This is a genomic window from Paracoccus methylovorus (assembly GCF_016919705.1).
GTDB lineage: Bacteria > Pseudomonadota > Alphaproteobacteria > Rhodobacterales > Rhodobacteraceae > Paracoccus > Paracoccus methylovorus.
In genome coordinates this window covers 551,220-566,442 of sequence record NZ_CP070368.1, presented here as the reverse complement: position 1 = coordinate 566,442, position 15,223 = coordinate 551,220, and the positions used below count along the sequence as shown (strand labels likewise).

Genomic DNA, 15,223 nt, shown 5'->3' with positions numbered 1-15,223 from the left:
GGAAGACCGCAAGAGAAAAGCCATAGCCGGCTGGACGTCGGGACCAAGGGTGAATGGATGGCGACCTTTTCGTCACGCACCGATTGACCCCAGGTTACCTGAACAGCCCGCTTCGGCAAAAAGAAAGGCCCGGCACTGGTGCCGGGCCTTTCTGTATTATCGCGAGACGATCATTCGTCGCCGCCGACCTCGACCGCAGTGTCCTCGGGGGCGATCAGCGCGGCGGCAGCTTCCGCCTCGGCGCGGCGCGCCTCGATCACCTCCTGGTCACGCTCGGTCGCGATGCGGCGCACGCGGGCCGTGGCCCCGCCGGTGCCGGCCGGGATCAACCGGCCGACGATGACGTTTTCCTTAAGGCCGACAAGCTTGTCGCGCTTGCCTTGAACAGCGGCCTCGGTCAGCACGCGCGTCGTTTCCTGGAACGAGGCGGCCGAGATGAAGCTGCGGGTCTGCAAGCTCGCCTTGGTGATGCCCAGCAACACCGGCTCGCCCGTGGCCGGACGGCCACCCCGGGATTCGATCTTGGCATTCTCTTCCTCGAACTCGTCGCGATCCACGTGTTCGCCCTTCAGCAGCGTGGTATCACCGCTGTCGAGGATCTCGATCTTTTGCAGCATCTGGCGAACGATCACCTCAATGTGCTTGTCGTTGATCTTCACGCCTTGCAGACGATAGACGTCCTGCACCTCGTCGATCAGGTAATCGGCCAGTGCCTCGATCCCCATGATGCGCAGGATGTCATGCGGCGCCGGGTTGCCGTCCATGATATAGTCGCCCTTTTGCACGAAGTCGCCTTCCTGCACCGGGATGTGCTTGCCTTTCGGCACCATGTATTCAACCGGCGTCAATGTATCGTCCGCAGGCTCGATCGAGATACGGCGCTTGTTCTTGTAGTCCTTGCCAAAGCGCACATAGCCGTCGAGTTCGGCGATGATCGCGTGATCCTTGGGACGACGGGCCTCGAACAGTTCCGCCACGCGGGGCAGACCCCCGGTGATGTCCTTGGTCTTGGCACCTTCGCGCGGGATACGCGCCACCACGTCGCCGGCCCGGATCTCCTGCCCTTCTTCGACAGAGAGGATCGCCTCGACCGACATCGGATAGGTGACCGGGTTGCCCTGTTCGTTGCGCACCGGCTCGCCATCCTGATCGACGATGATGATCTCGGGCTTCAGCTCATTACCTTTCGGCGCCGAACGCCAGTCCGTCACGATCTTCTGCGTCATGCCGGTGGCGTCGTCGGTCTCATCCCGGATCGAGATCCCGGTGATAAGGTCGACATACTTCGCCACACCGGCCTTTTCGGCGATGATCGGCAGGGTATAGGGGTCCCATTCGAACATCTTCTGGCCGCGAGCGACGGCATCGCCTTCGCGCACGAACAGTTTCGAGCCGTAGAACAGCTTGTGGCTGGCCAGCGTGTCGCCTGCCGCGCCCTTGATGTGCAACTGCATGTTGCGGTTCATCACGATCAGCTCGCCATTGGCATTCTCCAGTGTGCTTTCGTTTTCGAAAGCCACTGTGCCTTCCTGCGCGGCTGCGATGAAGGACTGCTGGCCACCCTGGGCAATACCGCCGATGTGGAAGGTCCGCATCGTCAACTGCGTCCCCGGTTCACCGATGGACTGGGCAGCGATGATGCCGACCGCCTCGCCGATGTTGACCAGCGTGCCGCGTGCAAGGTCACGGCCATAGCAGAGCGCGCAGATGCCGTCGTCGGATTCGCAGGTCAGAGCCGAGCGGATGCGAACATTCTGCACGCCCGCCCCTTCGATCTCGTCGGCCTTGCGCTCGTCGATCAGCTCGTTCTTGCGAACGATCACCACGTCCTCGCCCGGAACCAGCACGTCCTCGGCCGCGACACGGCCCAGCACACGCTCGGACAGCGGGCTGACAACTTCGCCATCGTTGACCGCCGCCGAAGCGGTGATCGCCCGGTCGGTGCCGCAGTCGTGTTCGCGGATGATGCAGTCCTGCGCCACATCGACCAGACGACGGGTCAGATAACCCGAGTTCGCGGTCTTCAATGCGGTGTCGGACAGACCCTTCCGCGCGCCGTGGGTCGAGTTGAAGTATTCAAGAACGGTCAGACCTTCCTTGAAGTTCGAGATGATCGGCGTCTCGATGATCTCGCCGTTCGGCTTGGCCATCAGGCCGCGCATCCCGCCCAACTGCTTCATCTGGCTGACCGAGCCCCGAGCGCCCGAATGCGCCATCATATAGACCGAGTTCGGCTCCAGTTCGGCGCCGTTCTCGTCCGTCTTGGTGGCCGAGATGGTCTTCATCATGGCGTCAGTAACCCGGTCGTTACATTTCGACCAGGCATCGACAACCTTGTTGTACTTCTCGCCCTGGGTGATCAGACCGTCCAGATACTGCTGTTCGAACTGCTTCACCTGATCCTGGGTTTCCTCGACCAGCGTCCATTTCGTCGGCGGCACGACCATGTCGTCCTTGCCGAACGAGATGCCGGCGCGGAACGCCTCGCGGAAGCCCAGACCCATGATCTGGTCGCAAAAGATCACCGATTCCTTCTGGCCGCAGTAGCGATAGACGGTGTCGATGACGTTCTGGATGTCCTTCTTGCGCAGCAGGCGGTTCACCAGTTCGAAAGGCGCTTTCGCGTTCTTCGGCAAAAGTGCCCCCAGACGAAGCCGGCCGGGCGTGGTCTCGTAACGCTTGATGACCTCGTTGCCGTTCTCGTCGATCTGCGGCAGGCGGGCGGTGATGCGGGCATGCAGATGCACCGCACCCGAGGCAAGCGCGTGCTCGACCTCGTCAAGGTTGGCAAAGACCATGCCTTCGCCCTTCATGCCCACGCGCTCCATGGTCGTGTAGTAAAGACCAAGAACCATGTCCTGCGATGGCACGATGATCGGCGCGCCGTTGGCGGGCGACAGCACGTTGTTGGTCGACATCATCAGCACGCGCGCTTCCAGCTGTGCCTCAAGGCTCAGCGGGACGTGCACGGCCATCTGGTCGCCGTCGAAGTCGGCGTTGAAGGCCGAGCAGACCAGCGGGTGAAGCTGGATCGCCTTGCCTTCGATCAGGATCGGCTCGAAAGCCTGGATGCCCAGACGGTGCAGCGTCGGCGCACGGTTCAGCAGAACCGGGTGCTCGCGGATCACCTCGTCCAGGATGTCCCAGACCTCGGGACGCTCTTTCTCGACCAGCTTCTTCGCCTGCTTGACGGTAGAGGACAGCCCCTTCGCCTCAAGCCGCGAATAGATGAACGGCTTGAACAGTTCCAAGGCCATCTTCTTGGGCAGGCCGCATTGATGCAGCTTGAGCTCGGGACCGGTCACGATGACCGAACGGCCCGAGAAGTCCACGCGCTTGCCCAGAAGGTTCTGGCGGAAGCGGCCCTGCTTGCCCTTGAGCATGTCCGACAGCGATTTCAGCGGGCGCTTGTTGTTACCCGTGATCACGCGGCCGCGGCGGCCGTTGTCGAACAGCGCATCGACCGACTCTTGCAGCATCCGCTTTTCGTTGCGCACGATGATGTCGGGCGCACGCAACTCGATCAGACGCTTCAGGCGGTTGTTGCGGTTGATGACGCGACGATAAAGGTCGTTCAGGTCCGAGGTGGCGAAACGGCCGCCATCCAGCGGAACCAGCGGACGCAGTTCCGGCGGGATGACCGGGATCACCGTCAGCACCATCCACTCGGGGCGGTTGCCCGATTCAAGGAAGGATTCGACGATCTTCAGCCGTTTGATGATCTTTTTTGGCTTCAGTTCGCCGGTGGCCTCTTTCAACTCTTCGCGCAACTGCTCGGCAGTGGCGGCCAGGTCGATATTGGCCAGCATCTCGCGGATCGCCTCGGCGCCGATATTGGCGGTAAAGGCGTCGGCGCCATACTGGTCCTGCGCGTCGAGGAATTCCTCTTCGGTCAGCAACTGGCCATAGCTCAGGTCGGTCAGACCCGGCTCGATCACCACATAGTTCTCGAAGTACAGGATCCGCTCAAGATCGCGCAGCGTCATGTCCAGCATCAGGCCGATGCGCGAGGGCAGCGACTTGAGGAACCAGATATGCGCGACGGGGGCGGCCAGCTCGATATGGCCCATGCGCTCGCGCCGGACCTTTTGCAGCGTGACTTCCACGCCGCATTTCTCGCAGACCAGACCGCGATATTTCATGCGCTTGTATTTGCCGCAAAGGCATTCGTAGTCCTTGATCGGGCCAAAGATACGCGCGCAGAACAGCCCGTCACGCTCGGGCTTGAACGTGCGGTAGTTGATGGTTTCAGGCTTTTTCACCTCGCCGAAGGACCAGGCGAGGATTTCCTCGGGCGAGGCCAGCGAGATCTTGATTTCGTCGAACTGCCGCGGCTGGGCCAGCGGGTTCAGGGGGTTGGTGGCAAGTTCCTGGTTCATTTTCAAATCCTAATGAGGGGCGCGGGGGCGAGGCAACGGGTCCGCGGGAAACGCCTTGGCGCATCCCGCGGAACGATCCGTCACTCATCGTCCTCCGCATCCAGGAGTTCCATGTTGAGGCCCAGACCCCGGACCTCCTTGACCAGAACGTTGAACGATTCCGGCACGCCGGCCTCGAAGTTGTCCTCGCCCTTGACGATGCTCTCATAGACCTTGGTCCGGCCGGCCACGTCGTCCGACTTGACCGTCAGCATCTCTTGCAGGGTGTAGGCGGCGCCATAGGCTTCCAGTGCCCAGACCTCCATCTCACCCAGACGCTGACCACCGAACTGCGCCTTGCCGCCCAACGGTTGCTGGGTCACGAGGCTGTAAGGCCCGGTCGAACGGGCGTGCATCTTGTCATCGACAAGGTGGTGCAGCTTCAGGACGTATTTCATCCCGACGGTGACCGGACGGGTGAATTGCTCACCACTGCGGCCGTCGAAGACGACGGACTGTCCCGATGTGTCAAAGCCTGCACGGCGCAGCGCGTCGTTCACATCCGCCTCTTTCGCACCGTCGAAGACCGGCGTGGCGACGGGAACACCGCCGCGCACGGCATCCGCGTGCTCCAGCAGGGTTTCATCGTCCTTGCCTTCGAAAGTTTCGGCATAGAAGTCGTCGCCATAGCCGTTGCGCATCGCATCGCGCACCGGAGTCATATCGCCATTGCGGCGATAGTCCTGCAGCGCCTCGTCGATCTTGATACCAAGACCGCGCGAGGCCCAGCCCATATGCGTCTCAAGGATCTGTCCGACGTTCATCCGCGAGGGCACGCCCAAGGGGTTGAAAACCAGATCGACCGGGGTGCCATCGGCCAGGAACGGCATGTCTTCCATCGGCACGACCTTGGAGACGACGCCCTTGTTGCCGTGACGACCGGCCATCTTGTCGCCCGCCTGCAGCTTGCGCTTCACGGCGACAAAAACCTTGACCATCTTCATCACGCCGGGTGGCAGATCGTCGCCCTGACGGACCTTTTCGACCTTGTCGTCGAAACGGTTGTCCAGCGCGCGCTTGAGGCTGTCGAACTGCTGGTTCAGCGCCTCGACCTCTTTGGCGGTGTCTTCGTCGGCGACGGCAATCTGCCACCACTGACCGCGAGACAGCTGGCCCAGCAGATCGTCGTCCACCAGGGCGCCGGCACGGATGCCTTTCGGCCCCTTGACGACTTCCTTGCCCATGATCAGCGACTTCAGGCGCGCATAGATGTTGCGCTCAAGGATCGCCAATTCGTCGTCCCGGTCACGGGCCAGACGCTCGACTTCCTCACGCTCGATCTGCAGGGCGCGCTCGTCCTTGTCGACGCCGTGACGGTTAAAGACCCGGACCTCGACAATGGTACCATAGGCCCCCGGCGGCAGGCGCAACGATGTATCGCGCACGTCCGACGCCTTTTCACCAAAGATGGCGCGAAGCAGCTTTTCTTCGGGCGTCATCGGCGATTCCCCTTTCGGGGTGATCTTGCCGACCAGAATGTCGCCAGGACCTACTTCGGCACCGATATAGACGATACCGGCTTCGTCGAGGTTGCGTAGCGCCTCTTCACCCACGTTCGGAATGTCGCGGGTGATCTCTTCCGGGCCCAGCTTGGTGTCGCGCGCCGCCACTTCGTATTCGTCGATGTGGATCGAGGTGAACACGTCGTCGCGGTGGATCCGCTCGGAGATCAGGATCGAGTCCTCGTAGTTGTAGCCGTTCCACGGCATGAAGGCGACGACCACGTTGCGGCCGATCGCCAGTTCGCCCTGATCGGTCGAGGGACCGTCGGCCACGACCTGACCCTTGACCACCTTCTCGCCCACCTTGACCAGCGGGCGCTGGTTGATGGTCGAGGATTGGTTGGAACGCTTGAACTTGCGCAGACGATAGATGTCCACGCCCGCATCGCCCGCACCCAGATCCTCGGTCGCGCGGATAACGATACGCTGCGCATCGACCTGGTCGATGACGCCGCCCCGGCGGGCCATGATCGCCGCGCCGGAATCGCGCGCGACGGTCGCTTCCATGCCAGTGCCGACAAAGGGCGCCTCGGCCCGCAGCAACGGCACGGCCTGGCGCTGCATGTTCGAGCCCATAAGCGCGCGGTTGGCGTCGTCGTTTTCAAGGAAGGGGATCAGCGCCGCCGCGACCGAGACCAGCTGTTTGGGCGAGACGTCGATCAGATCGACCGCATCGACCGGGTTCAGCATGAAATCGCCCGACTGACGGGTCGAGACCAGCTCTTGTACAAAGCGGCCTTCCCCATCCAGTTCGGCATTCGCCTGGGCGATGGTGTGACGCATCTCTTCGGTGGCCGACATATAGACCACGTCATCCGTCACCTGGCCCTCGATCACCCGGCGATAGGGGGTTTCGATAAAGCCGTATTTGTTCACCCGCGCAAAGGTCGCAAGGCTGTTGATCAGGCCGATGTTCTGACCTTCCGGCGTCTCGATCGGGCACATCCGACCGTAATGGGTCGGGTGAACGTCGCGCACCTCAAAACCGGCACGCTCACGCGTCAGACCCCCCGGGCCAAGCGCCGACAGGCGACGCTTGTGGGTGACTTCCGACAGCGGGTTGGTCTGGTCCATGAACTGCGACAGCTGCGAGCTGCCAAAGAATTCACGAACCGCCGCCGCGGCCGGCTTGGCGTTGATCAGATCCTGCGGCATGACGGTGTCGATCTCGACGCCCGACATGCGTTCGCGGATGGCCCGCTCCATACGCAGAAGGCCGATGCGATACTGGTTTTCCATCAATTCGCCGACCGAACGCACCCGGCGGTTGCCGAGGTGATCGATGTCGTCGATCTCACCCTTGCCGTCGCGCAGTTCCACGAGACCGCGGATACAGGCGATGATGTCCTCTTTCCGCAAGGTGCGTTGGGTGTCCGGTGCATCCAGATTAAGACGCATGTTCATCTTGACCCGGCCCACGGCGGACAGGTCGTAACGCTCGCTGTCAAAGAACAGGCTGTTGAACAGATTCGAGGCAGCCTCGACGGTCGGCGGCTCGCCCGGACGCATGACGCGATAGATATCCATCAGCGCCTGCTCGCGGTTCATATTCTTGTCCGCAGCCATGGTGTTGCGGATATAGGGGCCGACGTTCACGTGGTCGATGTCGAGGACCGGGATATCCTCGATGCCGTTGTCCAACAGGACTTTCAGCAAACCGCCCGAGATCTCTCCGTCGCGGTCGTATTCGACGGTGATCTCGTCGCCGGCCTCAGCGTAGATAAGGCCGGTCTGCTCGTTGATGATGTCCTTGGCGACGAAGCGTCCAACGATCTTTTCGAACGGCAGAAGCAGGTTGACCTCGCCCTGTTCAAGCAATTGCTTGACCAGACGCGGCGTCACCTTGTCGCCGGCCTTCGTGATGATCTCGCCCGTTGCGGCGTTCACCAGGTCGTAGCTCGGGCGGGTGCCGCGCACGCGCTCGGGGAAAAACTTCGTGACCCAGCCTGCGGCCTGCCCCTTGCCGGCGCGCTGAAGCTGATAGTCCACGGTGTTGTAGAAGGCATCCATGATGCCTTCCTGATCCATGCCGAGCGAATAAAGCAGCGTCGTCACCGGCAGTTTCCGGCGGCGGTCGATGCGCGCAAAGACCAGGTCCTTGGCGTCGAATTCGAAATCCAGCCACGAGCCGCGATAGGGAATGATGCGGCAGGCAAACAGCAGCTTGCCCGAGCTGTGGGTCTTGCCCCGGTCATGGTCGAAGAACACCCCGGGCGACCGGTGCATCTGCGACACCACGACGCGTTCGGTACCGTTCACGATGAACGTGCCGTTCTGCGTCATCAGCGGCATGTCGCCCATGTAGACGTCTTGTTCCTTGATGTCTTTCACCGACTTGGCGCCCGTGGCCTCATCGACGTCGAACACGATCAGACGCAACGTCACCTTAAGCGGCGCGGCATAGGTCATGTCGCGGCTTTGGCACTCGTCCACGTCGTATTTCGGCTTCTCCAGCTCGTATTTCACGAATTCGAGCGTGGCGGTCTCGTTGAAGTCCTTGATCGGGAATACCGATTGGAAGACGCCCTGAATGCCTTCGCCGTCCTGATGGCCTTCGTCATCACCAGAGCGCAGGAACAGGTCATAGGAGGATTTCTGAACCTCGATCAGGTTCGGCATCTCCAGAACTTCGCGGATATTGCCATAGTAACGCCGGATGCGTTTCTGGCCGACATAAGCTTGCGCCATAGAGGGTCTTACCTTTCGTCTTTCGCTTGCGCAGACCGTCGGGGCCCGGGCGACGCAAGGCGGCGAATGAGGGGCGGGGTCCCATTCGTGCCCCGCGTCCCACCGCGAAGCTCCCGAACCCCGAACATGCCCTGAAGGAAGGTCTTTTCGCGAAACCGCCCTTCAAGACAGGTTCGGCAGGGACCGGAAATGCTCCCGGACCCTGCCCAATTCTTCCGAATTCAATCGGCCAAAGCGGCCAATTACTTCAGCTCGACCTTGGCACCAGCCGCTTCGAGTTTCTTCTTCATCTCTTCGGCGTCGGCTTTCGAGGCGCCTTCTTTCACTTTGCCGCCAGCTTCCACCAGGTCCTTGGCTTCTTTCAGGCCCAGACCGGTGATGCCGCGCACTTCTTTGATCACGTTGATCTTGTTGGCGCCGGCGTCCAGCAGAACGACGTCGAATTCGGTTTTTTCTTCGGCGGCTTCAGCCGGGCCAGCGGCCGGGCCAGCAACCATGACCGCGCCACCGGCGGCGGGCTCGATACCGTATTCGTCTTTCAGGATGTTTTTCAGTTCCTGAGCTTCCAGCAGGGTCAGGCCCACGATTTCTTCGGCGAGTTTTTTCAGATCAGCCATTTTTCCGTTCTTTCCATTAAGTGTTCCAACGTCGGGGTTTCAACCCCACGACGGAATTGGGATTGCCTCAGGCGGCCTCACGCTCTTCCAGAGTCGTGAGGATGCCCGCGATGTTGCTGGCAGGTGCGCCGATCGCGCCCGCGATGTTGGAAGCAGGGGCACCGATGCAGGCCACGATCGAAGCGATAAGCTCCTCGCGCGACGGCATCTGGGCCACGGCTTTCACACCGGCCGGGTCAAGCGCCGTGTCGCCCATGGCACCGCCCAGGATCACGAACTTGTCGTTCCCCTTGGCGTATTTATCCGCGACCTTGGCAGCAGCCACCGGGTCCTCGGAATAGGCGAGCACGGTCATTCCCGTCAGATAGTCGGCGATGCTTGCGCAAGGCTTCCCATCCAGGGCGATCTTGGCGAGCCTGTTCTTGGCAACGCGAACGGACCCACCAGCTTCGCGCATTTGCGCGCGCAGGCCCTGCATTTCGGCAACCGTCATTCCCTCGTAGCGGGCAACCACCACGACGCCAGAGGCTTCAAAGATCTGGCCGAGTTCATCGACCACCTGTTCTTTTTGCGCTCTATCCACGGTTTCACTCCAAGTTGGGGGTTTCCCCCCGGCTCTCATTTTCCCAGCGCCGCAAGCGGCACCGGGGCGGGTCCGTGACGGTCCCAAGATCACCCGGAGCGAGCCCGGAAAATGGTCTTGATCCCATCTCAGGAAGGAAAATTAAGCAAGGTTTCCCCCGCACCCTCCGTCTCGGACAGGACGGGGCGCAGGCGCCCCGCCATTCGCCGGATCACTCCGGCGAAATTCTTGCCGCTTACTGTGCGGCGGTCGAAGCCAGGTCCAGCGACACGCCCGGACCCATGGTCGAGCTGATCGAGACCTTCTTCATATAGGTGCCTTTGGCGCCCGAGGGTTTGGCCCGGTTCACCGCATCCACAAAGGCGCGGATGTTTTCGGCCAGCTTCTCAGCGTCGAACGAGGCCTTGCCGACACCGGCATGAACCACGCCGGCCTTCTCGGCCTTGAACTGGACCTCACCGCCCTTGGCGGCTTCGACGGCGGCTTTCACATCCATCGTCACCGTGCCGACCTTGGGGTTCGGCATCAGATTGCGCGGACCCAGGATCTTGCCCAGACGGCCGACCAGCGGCATCATGTCCGGGGTGGCGATGCAGCGATCGAATTCGATCTTGCCCGACTGGATCGTCTCCATCAGGTCTTCCGCACCGACGATCTCGGCACCGGCGGCTTTCGCTTCGTCAGCCTTGGGGCCGCGAGCGAAAACGGCGACGCGCACATCCTTGCCCGTGCCGTTCGGCAGGGTAACGACGCCGCGGACCATCTGGTCGGCATGACGCGGATCGACGCCCAGATTCATCGCGATCTCGACGGTTTCGTCAAATTTCGCGGTGGCGTTTTCCTTGATCAGCTTGACGGCTTCTTCGATCGGCAGATTCGACTTGCCGGCGAAGGCGGCGCGTGCCGCGGCTTGCTTTTTCGACAGTTTAGCCATGGCTTAGCCTTTCACCTCGATGCCGATCGAACGTGCCGAGCCCAGGATGATTTGCATCGCGGCTTCGACGTCGTTCGCGGACAGGTCCTTCATCTTGGTTTCGGCGATCTCGCGGACCTGCTTGACGGTCACGGTGCCAGCAACCAGACGACCGGGTTTTTCCGAACCGCGGGCGCGGTTGCGTTTGCCCTGCGGCTTCAGGCCGGCGGCCTTCTTCAGCAGGAACGCGGCCGGAGGCGTCTTGGTCTCGAAGGTAAAGGACTTGTCGGCGTAATAGGTGATTACGACCGGAACAGGGGCGCCCTGTTCCATCTCCTGCGTCTTGGCGTTGAACGCCTTGCAGAATTCCATAATGTTGATGCCGCGCTGACCCAAGGCCGGGCCGACGGGCGGGGACGGGTTCGCCTGACCCGCCTTGATTTGCAGCTTGAGGCTGCCGACAACTTTCTTGGCCATCTGGCCTTCTCCTTATCATCACACCCGCGATTGCGGGCCGACTTAGCGGTGCGGCTCGCGCCTCCCGCAGACAATCACGCGGTCTTGGCGACCTGCGTGAATTCCAACTCGACCGGCGTCGGACGGCCAAAGATCGAAACCGTCACCTTGATGCGGTTCGAGATCTCGTCCACTTCCTCGACCATGCCCGAGAAGCCCTCGAAAGGCCCGTCGGTTACATTCACTTTTTCGCCCACGTCGAACCGGATCAGGTTGCGCGGCGCGACCTCGGCCCCACCCTCGCCGGTGCGATGCAGGATCGAATTCACCTCGTCGTCACGCATCGGCATCGGCTTGCCCTGGGCACCCAGAAAACCGGTGACGCGGTTGATCGAGTTCACCAGATGGTAGGTCAGATCCGTCAATTCCATGCGCACCAGCACATAACCGGGCATGAAGCGGCGTTCCGAAGTGACCTTCTTGCCGCGGCGGATCTCGATCACTTCCTCGGTGGGAACCAGAACCTCGTCGATCTGATCCTCAAGATTCTTTTCGACCACTGCCTGGCGAATCGCCTCGGCGACCTTTTTCTCAAAGTTCGACAGGACGCTGACCGAATACCAACGCTTTGCCATGTCTCGATCGACCCCTGTTTCCTTCCGGGTAAGCCAAGGCCTACCCATTGAATTCCTTGCCCGCCCCCGCCAACGTCACGCAATCTTCGCAAACGCCGGCCAAATTGAAATCGGCGCGCACGACCGAATCGATGCACGCCGTATCACGGGCAGGTCGGGCGGGCATAACGCCCCCTGCCCCTCAATGCAAGCCCTCAGCTGCCGATGAGGTTGATCACGGTCGAAAGACCCGTCCTGATCAGCAGGTCGACGAGGAAGAAAAAGATCGATGCCAGCGTCGCCATGATGAAGACCATGATCGTGGTCGTCATCACCTCGCGGCGGTTAGGCCAGGTGATCTTGCCAAGCTCTGAACGGACCTGGCTGATGAACTGGACGGGGTTGGCCATGAGTTTCCCTTTGGTCTTGCAGCGGGTCAGATAGCCTGCACCGACCGCCATTTCAAGCACCGATCTGAACGTGGGCGATCAGGGCTCCAGAAATTCCACCGCCGGCATGGTGCGAAGGGCGGCGATATCGCGGGCATAGTTCTGCGCGGACCGGGCATAGGTCCTCTCGTCAAACAGACGCAGAGGCGCATGGCCGTCGTCGGGCCGGAATCGCTGGCGGGCGCGTTGCGCCAGTATCCGCAGGTCAATATCCGCGCCGGACCGGGTGCGGCGTAACAGCCACTCATAGCCGGCCTGGGTCAGGCCGACGTTGGACGGCGGCGGATCGGGAACCTCGGGTGCCAGACCGGCAGGCAGCAACCGCTCCAGAAGCCGCGGGCGCAGCGCGGGATAATCCTCATAGCGCCACAGGACGATGCGCGATACGCCCTCGACCGCCCTCAGCCGCCTGACAAGCCCCGCCCAGTCGACGTGGGCCGGGTCCCTGCCACACAGATAGGGTTCGATATCGGTTTCCTTGCCGCTCGCGACCTGCAGCGCAAAGGCCGAAACGATAAAGGATGCCGGATCCCGCAGCGACAGATACAGCACCGCGGGGTCACCGCCCGCCAATGCGATGACATGCCGCACTCGCTCCGCAGCTCGGGGATAAAACTCACCGCGGCGGGAAAACAGCCGGTTGCGCTGGGTCAGGCCCAGAATGTTCTCTTCCGAGATCAGCACATCGGGGCAGCCCTGACGCAAATCCCGCAACACCTGACCGGCAGCGACGTCATTTGACCCGCCAATACCTTGCGCCAAAATCCACGACAGCGACAGCGGCTCGCCACGCAGCCGGGATGGATCGATATAAGCCAGGCCGGCTTCGTGCAGCCTGTCCCGTATCTGACGCAGAGAATATTGCAGATGGGTCGAGGCGGTCTTGTGCGCCCCCAGATGTATGCTCAGGGCCATGATGTCTCGGCAGGAATCAGGGCAGGCGGCATGGTGCGAAAGCGGCTGGCAGGGGCAGAGGGACTCGAACCCACGACCCTCGGTTTTGGAGACCGATGCTCTACCAACTGAGCTATACCCCTAAGCCGCGCTGCTGCTTACGGCAGGTCCGGGCGCGGTTCAAGAGGGAAGATCACTCCGCCTCCAGGAAACCGCCCGACTGCCGCGCCCAAAGCCCCGCATAGATACCGCCGCGCGCCAAAAGCGCCTCGTGCGTGCCCTGTTCGACGATGCGGCCCTGCTCCATCACCACCAGCCGATCCATACGCGCGATGGTGGACAGCCGATGCGCGATGGCGATCACCGTCTTGCCCTGCATCAGCATGTCGAGCTGCGACTGGATTGCCGCCTCGACCTCGCTGTCCAGCGCGCTGGTCGCCTCGTCCAGCACCAGAATCGGCGCATCCTTCAGCAAGACCCGCGCGATGGCGATGCGCTGGCGCTGGCCGCCCGACAGCTTGACCCCGCGTTCGCCCACATGGGCCTCCAGCCCCCGGCGCCCCTGAGAATCGGTCAGCCCGAAGATGAAATCCGCCTCGGCCAGTTCGGCGGCGCGCAGGATTTCAGCCTCGGAGGCGTCGGGCCGGCCATAGGCGATATTGTCGCGGATCGAGCGGTGCAGAAGCGAGGTGTCCTGCGTCACCACGCCGATGGCGGCACGCAGGGATTCCTGCGTGACCTGCGCGATATTGCGCCCGTCGATCAGGATGGCACCTGATTCGAGGTCGTGAAACCGCAGCATCAGGTTCACCAGCGTCGATTTCCCTGCGCCCGAGCGCCCGACCAGACCGATCCGCTCTCCCGGCGCGATGGCCAGGCTCAGATCGTCCAGCACCGCGCCGCGACCGGGCCGCGCGACCTCGCCATAGCGGAAGGTGACATGGTTGAACTCGACCCGTCCTTCGGGCACCGCAAGCGGCAGCGCGCCCTTGGCATCCGTCACCATGCGCGGCAGCGAAAGCGAGCCGATGCCATCGCGCACGGTGCCAATATTTTCAAAGAGCCCGGCGAATTCCCACATGATCCAATGCGACATGTTACCCAGCCGCAGGGCCAGCGGAATGGCCACGGCAACCGCACCGACATCGATCTGACCATGGGTCCACAGCCACAACCCCAGCACCGTGACCGAAAGCGTCAAAAGCGAGTTCAACGTGGACAGCGCGATGTTCTGGATCGAAGCCAGCCGCATCTGTCCATGCACCGTCTGCAAAAACCCGTCCATGCTTTCGCGCACATAGGCCTCCTCTCGCGAGGAATGCGAGAACAGCTTGACCGTCGAGATATTGGTATAGCTGTCCACCACCCGGCCGGTCATCACCGCGCGGGCATCGGCCTGCGCCTCGCTGATGCGGCCGATGCGCGGAATCAGCCACCATAGAAGCAGCCCGTAAAGCGCGCCCCAACCGACGAAAGGCAGCGCCAGCCAACCGTCGGTCGATGCCGCCAGCACCAGCGCACCGATGAAATAGACCCCGACATAGACCAGCACGTCCATGAACTTCATCGCGACTTCGCGCACCGCCAGCGCGGTCTGCATCAGCTTGGTGGCGATGCGGCCGGCGAACTCGTCCTGAAAATAGCTCATCGACTGGCGCAGCAGATAGCGATGCGCCTGCCAGCGAATGCGCTGCGGGAAATTTCCCATCAGCGTCTGATGCATCAAAAGCGAAAACATCACCTGCAAGGCGGGAAGGCCGATCATCAGGATCGCACCCATCAGGATCAGCCGGTTGCCTTCATGCGCCCAGAAGTTCTGGCGATCTGCCCCGGCCAGCCGGTTCACCAGCTCGCCCAGATAGCCGAACAGCACCACCTCAGCCACGGCGATCAACGCCGAGCAGGCGGCCATAGACAGCATATAGCCCTCGGTCCCGCGCGAGAAATGCAGGATGAACCGCCACAGCCCCTGCGGCGGCATCCGCGGCGGATCGGCGGGATAGGGATCAAGCCGGCGCTCGAACCAGCTGAACATGTCTGACCTCATCATATCTGTCCGGGCCCCTGCCCGGTCCGTTTCGTATGGCCG

The 15,223-nt window shown here is 62.1% G+C and carries 10 protein-coding genes and 1 tRNA gene; all 11 read right to left on the bottom strand.

All coding sequences use genetic code 11. The features are described 5' to 3' along the window. Positions 1-170 precede the first annotated feature (170 nt). The 11 genes from rpoC to JWJ88_RS02720 all read right to left on the bottom strand — a co-directional run bounded on the left by rpoC (position 171) and on the right by JWJ88_RS02720 (position 15,169). Positions 171-4,379 (bottom strand): DNA-directed RNA polymerase subunit beta', encoded by a 4,209-nt coding sequence (rpoC, locus tag JWJ88_RS02770; RefSeq protein WP_205294599.1) that lies wholly within the window; start codon positions 4,377-4,379, stop codon positions 171-173. Between the two features lie 80 nt (positions 4,380-4,459). Continuing rightward, positions 4,460-8,608 (bottom strand): DNA-directed RNA polymerase subunit beta, encoded by a 4,149-nt coding sequence (gene rpoB, locus JWJ88_RS02765; protein WP_205294598.1) that lies wholly within the window; start codon positions 8,606-8,608, stop codon positions 4,460-4,462. A gap of 242 nt (positions 8,609-8,850) precedes the next feature. Continuing rightward, positions 8,851-9,225 (bottom strand): 50S ribosomal protein L7/L12, encoded by a 375-nt coding sequence (rplL, locus tag JWJ88_RS02760; protein WP_205294597.1) that lies wholly within the window; start codon positions 9,223-9,225, stop codon positions 8,851-8,853. A gap of 67 nt (positions 9,226-9,292) precedes the next feature. Then, complete coding sequence (rplJ, locus tag JWJ88_RS02755) at positions 9,293-9,808, bottom strand: 50S ribosomal protein L10 (protein ID WP_205294596.1); 516 nt, start codon at positions 9,806-9,808, stop codon at positions 9,293-9,295. A gap of 235 nt (positions 9,809-10,043) precedes the next feature. Beyond that, complete coding sequence (gene rplA, locus JWJ88_RS02750; protein ID WP_205294595.1) at positions 10,044-10,742, bottom strand: 50S ribosomal protein L1; 699 nt, start codon at positions 10,740-10,742, stop codon at positions 10,044-10,046. A 3-nt stretch (positions 10,743-10,745) separates the two neighbouring features. After that, entirely contained in the window at positions 10,746-11,198 is a 453-nt protein-coding gene (gene rplK / locus JWJ88_RS02745) for a 50S ribosomal protein L11 (RefSeq protein ID WP_205294594.1), read from the bottom strand. A gap of 74 nt (positions 11,199-11,272) precedes the next feature. Beyond that, entirely contained in the window at positions 11,273-11,812 is a 540-nt protein-coding gene (nusG, locus tag JWJ88_RS02740; RefSeq protein WP_205294593.1) for a transcription termination/antitermination protein NusG, read from the bottom strand. Between the two features lie 194 nt (positions 11,813-12,006). Further along, positions 12,007-12,201, bottom strand: a complete 195-nt coding sequence (gene secE, locus JWJ88_RS02735; RefSeq protein WP_240200180.1) for a preprotein translocase subunit SecE — start codon at positions 12,199-12,201, stop codon at positions 12,007-12,009. A gap of 78 nt (positions 12,202-12,279) precedes the next feature. Then, on the bottom strand, positions 12,280-13,155 hold the full coding sequence (locus JWJ88_RS02730; RefSeq protein ID WP_205294591.1) for a hypothetical protein: 876 nt from the start codon (positions 13,153-13,155) through the stop codon (positions 12,280-12,282). 46 nt (positions 13,156-13,201) lie between these two features. Continuing rightward, a tRNA-Trp gene (locus JWJ88_RS02725) sits at positions 13,202-13,277 on the bottom strand. 50 nt (positions 13,278-13,327) lie between these two features. Next, positions 13,328-15,169, bottom strand: a complete 1,842-nt coding sequence (locus JWJ88_RS02720; protein ID WP_205294590.1) for an ABC transporter ATP-binding protein — start codon at positions 15,167-15,169, stop codon at positions 13,328-13,330. Between the last annotated feature and the right edge of the window lie 54 nt (positions 15,170-15,223).